We start from the raw sequence: 8,292 nt of genomic DNA, 5'->3' as shown, positions 1-8,292 counted from the left end.
GCCTCTAAATTCTGATTTATCGCACAATTAAGTTCTATTTTGCGGTCTATTTTTGATAATATTGCAGCAATACGTTTTTGACAATCTATGTCTTTATGACATGGAACATTCAAAGAATGAACAACTTTCCTATCAAGTGAAGGGACAACACTACTTCCTTTATCAAACATCTTATCTAAATGTAAATTCTTAAGGAAGTAATATAAATACTTAGGGTCATTTCCTTTGAAATCTTTCACAAACAAAGCAGTATTATGCGCCCATGTTGCCTGTTCATAATAATGAACTTTTCCCACACTGCCACTTCGCCCTACTGTAATACAAGGATGATTACTACGAGCTTCGTTATGATAACCAATAACACCATTAGAACCAGCAACAAGGATATCTCCTTTTTTCATTTGAGAAGAGGGCAAATCATATCCTCTCTGCAACTCAAGAATTTCTCCCAATTTATATCTCGTAAGTTTCATAATAATCTATTTTGGCTTTTAAGATACACATTGATTTGTTCTTCAATGGATTTCAGAATAAGCTCTCGAATATTCTTTTCCACTTCTTTTTGTTCAGTGGTAGCATAACGGTTCTCTTCTATTTCCTTTTTATGACGAGCAATTATATACTCAAAGCCATCATGCAAATCCTTTTCCGATATAACCAGATTTCCTGCTCCAAATAAATCATTGAAAGCCACACCTGTTAACTGCGCACATCCACCTGACTTTGAAATCATAGTGGCTATATATTCATTTATTTTATCGTAATCAATCATTCAAATCCATATTACTTTACACCACAATAATTACTTATCCAATATACCCCTAACCTGTTTGTCAAAGTCAGAATCTATCCGCTGTGTCTTATTAAAAATATCATATTCGCTTTCTGCCTTTGCTTTGGCTTGCGAGGCAGAAATACGCCCTTTGTCCGGTAAAATCTGATAACGGCGGAATGTGAGGAATTCATTGACACTTTCAGAAAATTGGGACATATTGAATGTATTCTCACGCTCGATAAGGTCTTCTATATAATCAAAGAAACCTGTTACAGCACGTTCCAACTGGCGGATTTCCTTTTCCTGCAAATAGTTCTTGGCTATTGATACATCAGACTTCAATATACGTCCATCGGGAGCATTCTTCCATGTGGTCAAACCCATGTGTTCTTTGCGATGGTCTGCCTTTGTGTAGATAATTTCGGCAGCTGTCTGTCCTGTAATGGCATAATGAAAACGGTTCTGTATCATAGCATAGAAATCACGTGTTGTGGGCGAGTTCTTGTCATAGTCAACACTACATTCTGCATATATATCAGTAATTTGCTGCCAAATACGGCGTTCACTGGCACGGATAGAGCGTACTCTTTCCAGTAATTCACGGAAATAGTCTTTCCCGAATACAGCCGTGCCTTGCTTCAAACGCTCATCGTCAAGTACAAATCCTTTCTTGATGTACTCATTGAGAATCTTGGTTGCCCATTGGCGAAACTTGGTTGCTTTAGGCGAAGAAACACGATAACCCACTGCAATAATCATATCCAAATTATAAAAGTCAACCAGTTCTTCAACCTCCCCTCTGATACCTCTATTTACGACGGTTGCAATTTTTGCAACTGTCGTGTCTTGCTGAAGTTCATCTTCCTTAAAAATATTGGATATGTGGCGACTAATACCGGATTTATCAATACCGAAAAGCTCTGCCATAGCCTTTTGCGTACACCAAATGGTTTCGTCTTTGATAACGACTTGCACCTTCCCTTGTTCATCTGGCAGGCTGTATAATAAAAACTGTATCTCGTTACTCATTGTTGCCTACATTTGCGTTGAACTGCAAAGCATCCAACTGTTTCATTATTTCCTCTTCCAAACGATGGCTCTCTGCAAATTGCTCGGAAAGGATTTGCTTGTAGTCCGCCATTCGGAAATTAAACTCTTCTTCCGTTATATCTACATAATCAATCTTGATGTCGAAATATTGCCCAGCAGAAAGAGAATATCCCTTTTCCTTTATCTCATCGTAAGAGACAGCCACAGAAAAATCTTCCACAGCCTCCTTTCGCTGGAATGTGCCGACAATCTTTTCTATCTCTTCATCGTTCAGACGCACCTTTTTCAATCCGTTAGCATCTTTATATTCCTCGCCCAATTTGCTGGCATCAATCAAAATTACTTTGTCGGCAGTTGCAGACCTGTCAAAGAACAGCACACTGACATTTGTACCTGTATTGGCAAACACGTTGCTTGGCATAGAAACACAGCCAAATACCACTTTGTCATCTACAATTTTATGAAGAATTTTGTTCTCAATGCCACTTTTGGCCGTGATAAAACCTGTCGGAATGACAATTGCACCCTTGCCTGTCTTTTTCAGTGAATTGATAACGTGCTGAATGAAACAGGTATATATAGCCATTGACTCTTTCTTTTTGGCGGGTACATTTGGAACTCCTGCCCAAAAACGGGCTGGCATGGCGGCAATCTTCTCTCTGGTATCAGAGAAATCCATCTTGAAAGGAGGATTGCTCACCACAAAATCAAACTGGCGTAACTGTTGTCCGTCATCGCTCTTATGGTAAGGGCTTACAAGTGTATCGCCTTGAATGGCATTATCAAGCGAAGACACAAGTCCGTTAAGTAGCAGATTAAGTTTCAACATTTTGTTGCTTCGCTGGGAAATATCTTGCGAAAATATGGTACAGCGTTCTTCTCCTATTTGATGACTAAGTGCCATCAGAAGCGTACCTGTTCCTGCCGAGGGGTCATAACATTCCATGCTATGCAAATCAACATTATCCCCCACTAACAGACGAGCCATAATCGTTGCTATGGCATGAGGCGTATAATACTCCGCATATTTTCCACCTCCAGCGGTATTATAATCCTTAATCAAATACTCAAAGATGCTGGAGAAGAAATCGTAATTCTGTGCAAACGCTTCTTCAAAGGAGAAATTCACGAGTTTATCCACCAGAGCACGGGCGAATGGCGCACGTTGTGCCGAATCGGTCACAAACGGTGTCAATGCCTCGAACAATGGAATCTTCGTGTTGGCTGTGGTCTGCGTGGAAAATATATCTGCATTTTGTTCCGCTATATCTGTCATAGTGGAATCGAAGATAGTATCAAAATCCCCTTTTCCCTGTTGATTCCAAAGATTGGCTATCAGATGATAAGGTTCAAGCATCGGAACATCTGGAGAGATGGCACTCTGAATAAGCATACGTTCATCATCAGAAAGATTCTCGTATGCTGTTTCCCATTTTACATCCCCGGTCAGTTTCTTGGCAATCTCACTTTTCGCATTTTTTAATTCATAACCGAATTTGTCATTCAGGAACTTATAGAGAAATACCTGAGTGATAATCTTATATTCGTTACCATCGTTTCCCATACCGTATGATTGGCAGGTGGCTTTAAGTCCGTCGATGAGCCTTAATGTTTTTTCTTTAATATCTGACATAATCTTTATGCAATGCCGTAAGTGGCGTTATATTGGTTGATATACTGTTGTGAAATGCGTGTCTGAATAAATTTGTAATCCTCCATTTCGGGCTTTATTTGTGGGAAATGGAACAAACATCCATTGATAAGAGCCATCACCGTGCGTCCGAAATAAGCATCCTTTTTCAGAATGTCGTTACGATCATACACTTTGGCATCCACATCCTCTTTTATAATATTGAGAATGGCAGCAATCTCTTCGTCAAGGAAAGAGAACATAGGCTTCTGTCCCTTATCTTCCCTCTGCTTATTCACTTCACGAATACGCTTGTGTACACGAGCAAATTTTTCATCGCCCTTGTACTTTTTCAACAAGACATTATTGCGCTTTTGTAAGTCTTGCAGACGACCGATGATTTCATCCAAAGCCTGTGTTTCTTCGTTGAACTTGGCTATCGTGTCAATCACAAAACCGTGTTCCTTGAAGCGTTCCATAAAGGCTTCACGCAACGAGATAAACTCCGGATCGTCTTGGTCGAAGTTTTGGGTAAATGAAGAAATGGTACGTTGCCATTTCTCTTTCAATTCCACACCACCGGATATAAGGCGCATTTCCTCTTGTCCTATTTTGGAGAAAGTGAACTCTATATCCATCATTGCCTCATTGATTAGAGTTTTCGTTTCCTCATTTGTATTGAAAGCCTCTTTCTGATTGATGATACTTATCCGTCTTTGCACCTCAGAGAGTAGTTGCGGCAACTTGGTGATTTCGAGTTTGGCAAATTGCTCTTTCATTTCATCATCACCAAATGTACGCACGATGTTCGCCATGTTCTTGGCTGATTCCAATGCCTGTTTGAGGTCGAGCAATACAGCTTTATCCTCTTCGGTGGAGATTTCAGAAGAAAATTCTTCCGCATTATCGTATGTGTAATTGAAAAGCGTTTGCCGAACTTTCTTCATCTGATTCAATATCTCTTCCTTGTCCTCAATGACTTGGGTAAAGGTATCGGCGGCAGCGGATTCGCCAGTCTCATCCACGTCATTAAAGCGGTTTAATTCTTGTAAATATGCTTCGTTGGTTTCCTTGAAGTTGCGCTTGATGTCGGCAAAGTCAATGACAAAACCGTAACGCATACCGGGATAAGGACGGTTTACACGTGTTATGGCTTGAAGCAGATTGTGGTCTTTCAGTTTGCGCCCGAAATACAGGCGTTTCAAGCGTGGCGCATCAAAACCAGTCAAAAGCATATTAAAGACAATGAGAATATCCACTGTCATATTTTTCTTGAAGTCTTTGACTATCTGCTTGCGAGTTTCCTTGTCATCCGTATCGTGAAGAATGATTCCAGCTTTCAGCGGTCTGTATTTTGATTTGTAATCCACTTCCGGTTCACCCACTACATACGAACCATCGGAAAGTTTTATCTTGATGGGCTTCGGCTGATACTTCTGCCATTCTTCTTGAAATACATCATAAAGCCGCCTTGCCTGTTCGCTGGTTTCACAAATGACCATACCGCCTAAAGTATCATCTCCTTGTATCTTGCGAAACTCTTTTAAGTCCGTCATAATGTAACGGGCTAACTCGCTTACATAACTTGGATGCTCTATGATTTCCGACTTACGAATGTCTTTCTTTTGCACAAGGGTTTCCAGTTTGTCGTACACATCAGACAAACGCTCTTTGTAGGAAGTTTCAATATCTTCACGAATAATTTTCAGCGTATAACCATCTGCAATGGATTTATCGTAATAATAAGTATGCAAATAGTTTCCGAACACTTTACAACTAGCACGTTCTTCCTTCAATAGCGGAGTACCAGTAAGAGCAATTTTTATTGCATCAGTGTCCGCATCAAACAGATTAGCAAGGAAACAGCCACCGGGTTTATACCCACGATGTGCCTCGTCAAGAATAAAGATACGCTGAAAGTTGGTTGCATAGTCGTTAATACGTACTTTTTCTTTATCCTCCGCAAAGCGTTGTATATTTACTACCGTTATTTCAGCCTGACCACTTACCCCCTGCTGTGCTTGATTACTACGGAATTGCGCCATCAATTCAGCTCTTGAATTGGCTGTTGATACCACCAAACCACGAGCTTCAAACTCTTGTGTAGCTTGTTCCAACAAATCAAGACGGTCAACTATGAAATAGAATTTGGCGACCTTATTCTGTTTGGAGTAGAAATCGTTGAGAATATAGGTCAGATAGTATGACAAGGCGGTTTTACCACTTCCTTGTGTATGCCAGACTACGCCAGATTTCACCCCCTCGGCCAGTTTCTTGCGAATAGCCAATGATGCAAACAATTGTTGGTAACGCATGATATGTTTTTGGTCGGTAGATTCAATCTTTCCATCTACCTCTCGTTCCATTCTAACGTATGCTATACCGTATTTAATAATATACAGCAAACGTTCCGGTGAACACATGGAAGTCAGTATCCTATTAGTAGGCGTATTGAAATCGAGATTGGTTTGATATTCTGGGCTTGTATGAATGACTTGGCAATTATAATCTGATAATATTTGCTTTTCCGCTGTCTTGTCAATGTCCTTATATGGATAATCACAATGGAAAGGTGCAATCTTTTGCGCAGACAGATTTTCTTCACGGAAACAGTTAAAGGGAGAATATGAGCGTGCTCCAGTACAATAGAAAGCCCCTTGTATGGGTACAATGCCACCAAGTGCATCATATTCCATATTGTTACTGAATATCATTAACTGTGTGATATTAATGAAACGACGGAACTTCTTATTTGGGAAACGTTCTTTGTTCATTCGTGCGCTCTCCGCCAACATTCCACCCTGATTGTTGGGCTTCTTCACTTCTACAAAGCAAAGTGGCAATCCGTTTACGAACAAAGTAATGTCAGGACGAAATTCGTCCTGTCCGTTCTTACAGGTAAATTCGGCTGTGAAATGGAACGTATTATTCCCAATGTTATCAAAGTCTATCAGCTTTACAGGCGAAACAGCTTTGAGACGGTTGTAAAAGCCTCGACCGAGGTCATCATCGTTCAGTTCCTTACGAATATCTTTCAAAATTTGAAGAAACTCTCCCTCATGTCCGGGATTCAGATTCTTAAACTGCTGTTCAAATACCTGCAAAAGAATATTCGTGTCACTGTCATAGACCGTGCCATTCTTATCTTCACTCAACTTGCCGAAGTAAGTATATCCTATTCGGGTGAGGTGAACCATTGCAGGCATCTGCACCCGTGTAGCTTCCGAAAACTGTTTCATATCACCTATCCTTTTTGTCGGTTATCAAATCCTTCAAATCGACCTGCAATATCTCTGCTATCTGTTGCAAGGTCTCTAAATTTGGTTGAATCCTATTACAAGCATAAGCATTTACCATACTGAAACTTTTATCAAGCTTCTTCGCCAACCATGTTTGAGAAATGCCTTTTTCCAAAAGGACAGCCTTTATTCTATTCAATTTCATTCTTTGATGTGATTTTGTAGTGCAAATATAGTGAATTATATTCAATAATCAGGATTATTTCGTATTTTTGCAAGCATAATTTTAAATAAACGATTTTATGGAAATTAGAGAAGCAATTATTCATGCATTAGATGGTGATGCCATATTATTTATTGGTTCTGGTTTTTCACTTGGAGCAATTAATGAGGGGAATAAAAAAATCGAGACAGCAACTCCACTTGCACATAAATTATTAGCGGAATGCGATTTTGAAGAAAAAGATTTCACAAATGATTTAGGAATAGCTTCACGAATTTATCAAAGCGCTAAAAGCGAAATCGATTTAATCGAGTTTTTGCGTAAAGAATATACAGCAATAGATGTTACTCCTGAACAGGAAATTATAGCACAAATTAATTGGCAACGCATCTATACAACTAATTATGATAATGTTTTTGAATTAGCCTGTGAGAAGAACAAAAAGAAAATACAATCTGTCACATTATCTGATAGACCAAATGATTTTAAAAACAAGTCAAATCTCTGTATACACATAAATGGAGACATTAAAAGACTTACCCAAGAAAAGCTTAATAGCGAATTCAAATTAACAAATGTCAGTTATTTAACTGAAGACTTTAATAAAAGCGAATGGTTAACCCTTTTTAGAAGCGATTTACAAACTGCAAAATCAATAATTTTCATTGGATATTCTATGCAGTATGATTTGGATTTACAACGTATAGTATATTTAACCCCGAAGTTAATAGATAAAACTTTTTTTATAATAAGCGAGCAAGCATCAAAAACTGAGCAAGCGCTTATCAAAACATTTGGGATGCCGTTTCCTATTGGCATTAAAAAACTCACAGAACATATAAATGAAATCAAGAAAAATCATGTACATATAACAAAATTGCCAGATAGCTATCTATGCTTTAGTAAACCTAAAATAAAAGATTTTCCTTCTTCAATATTGGACATAGATGAGTTTAACTTATTAGTTCGTGGGGAATACAACATTGATAATCTGTATTATTCAACTATCAATCCAACTGATTTTGTATATTCCATACATAGAAGCAAACATGAAGAAGTTATTAATTTAATCAAAACAGGAGAGCATAATATTCTTATACATTCGGACCTAGGTAATGGGAAAAGTATTTTCATGACAACATTAACCGCTTTCTTATCTAAAGAAGGATACAATGTATTGAGATTCAATAAATATTATACCACATACAATCGTGAAATAGAACAAATTTGCCAAAAGGAAGGCCAACATATACTTGTTTTTGATGACTATATGTCATACATAGACTGTTTGAAAGAATTAAAAATACATAGAACAAATCAAATTTGCTGAATTCAACTTGCAAATGCAACAGAATTCTGATTAATAATTTGTTTA

The 8,292-nt window shown here is 38.4% G+C and carries 7 protein-coding genes; 1 reads left to right on the top strand and 6 read right to left on the bottom strand.

Annotated features, from left to right (window positions below):
• The 6 genes from DXD78_RS20680 to DXD78_RS20655 form a co-directional block, all read right to left on the bottom strand.
• The coding region (locus tag DXD78_RS20680) for a restriction endonuclease subunit S (protein ID WP_199607959.1) at positions 1-473 on the bottom strand (473 nt) is incomplete at its 3' end.
• A complete protein-coding gene (locus tag DXD78_RS20675) occupies positions 470-772 on the bottom strand; it encodes a hypothetical protein (RefSeq protein ID WP_005795762.1) in 303 nt (100 codons plus the stop codon). The genes DXD78_RS20680 and DXD78_RS20675, both read right to left, overlap by 4 nt.
• 30 nt (positions 773-802) lie before the next feature.
• Positions 803-1,804: a virulence RhuM family protein gene (locus tag DXD78_RS20670; protein WP_005795764.1), complete on the bottom strand. Its 1,002-nt coding sequence runs from the start codon at positions 1,802-1,804 to the stop codon at positions 803-805.
• The gene (locus DXD78_RS20665) at positions 1,797-3,458 is read right to left on the bottom strand and encodes a class I SAM-dependent DNA methyltransferase (protein WP_005795766.1); all 1,662 of its coding nucleotides are present in this window, start codon (positions 3,456-3,458) and stop codon (positions 1,797-1,799) included. The genes DXD78_RS20670 and DXD78_RS20665 overlap by 8 nt, the downstream gene beginning before the upstream one ends.
• 5 nt (positions 3,459-3,463) lie before the next feature.
• Positions 3,464-6,694, bottom strand: a complete 3,231-nt coding sequence (locus tag DXD78_RS20660; RefSeq protein ID WP_005795768.1) for a type I restriction endonuclease subunit R — start codon at positions 6,692-6,694, stop codon at positions 3,464-3,466.
• Between the two features lies 1 nt (position 6,695).
• The gene (locus tag DXD78_RS20655; protein ID WP_005795769.1) at positions 6,696-6,899 is read right to left on the bottom strand and encodes a helix-turn-helix domain-containing protein; all 204 of its coding nucleotides are present in this window, start codon (positions 6,897-6,899) and stop codon (positions 6,696-6,698) included.
• A 97-nt stretch (positions 6,900-6,996) separates the two neighbouring features.
• Between DXD78_RS20655 and DXD78_RS20650 the strand changes: the two genes are divergently transcribed.
• Positions 6,997-8,247: an SIR2 family protein gene (locus DXD78_RS20650; protein WP_233534030.1), complete on the top strand. Its 1,251-nt coding sequence runs from the start codon at positions 6,997-6,999 to the stop codon at positions 8,245-8,247.
• Positions 8,248-8,292 lie beyond the last annotated feature (45 nt).

The sequence above is a fragment of the Bacteroides sp. D20 genome (assembly GCF_003436255.1).
GTDB classification, from domain to species: Bacteria; Bacteroidota; Bacteroidia; order Bacteroidales; family Bacteroidaceae; genus Bacteroides; species Bacteroides uniformis.
The sequence above is the reverse complement of the archived record's forward strand: the minus strand, read 5'-3'. Positions and strand labels throughout refer to the sequence as shown.

Coding starts and splice junctions, on each gene's coding strand:
- DXD78_RS20675 (WP_005795762.1), bottom strand. CDS start 772: ATGATTGATTACGATAAAATAAATGAATATATAGCCACTATGATTTCA.
- DXD78_RS20670 (WP_005795764.1), bottom strand. CDS start 1,804: ATGAGTAACGAGATACAGTTTTTATTATACAGCCTGCCAGATGAACAA.
- DXD78_RS20665 (WP_005795766.1), bottom strand. CDS start 3,458: ATGTCAGATATTAAAGAAAAAACATTAAGGCTCATCGACGGACTTAAA.
- DXD78_RS20660 (WP_005795768.1), bottom strand. CDS start 6,694: ATGAAACAGTTTTCGGAAGCTACACGGGTGCAGATGCCTGCAATGGTT.
- DXD78_RS20655 (WP_005795769.1), bottom strand. CDS start 6,899: ATGAAATTGAATAGAATAAAGGCTGTCCTTTTGGAAAAAGGCATTTCT.
- DXD78_RS20650 (WP_233534030.1), top strand. CDS start 6,997: ATGGAAATTAGAGAAGCAATTATTCATGCATTAGATGGTGATGCCATA.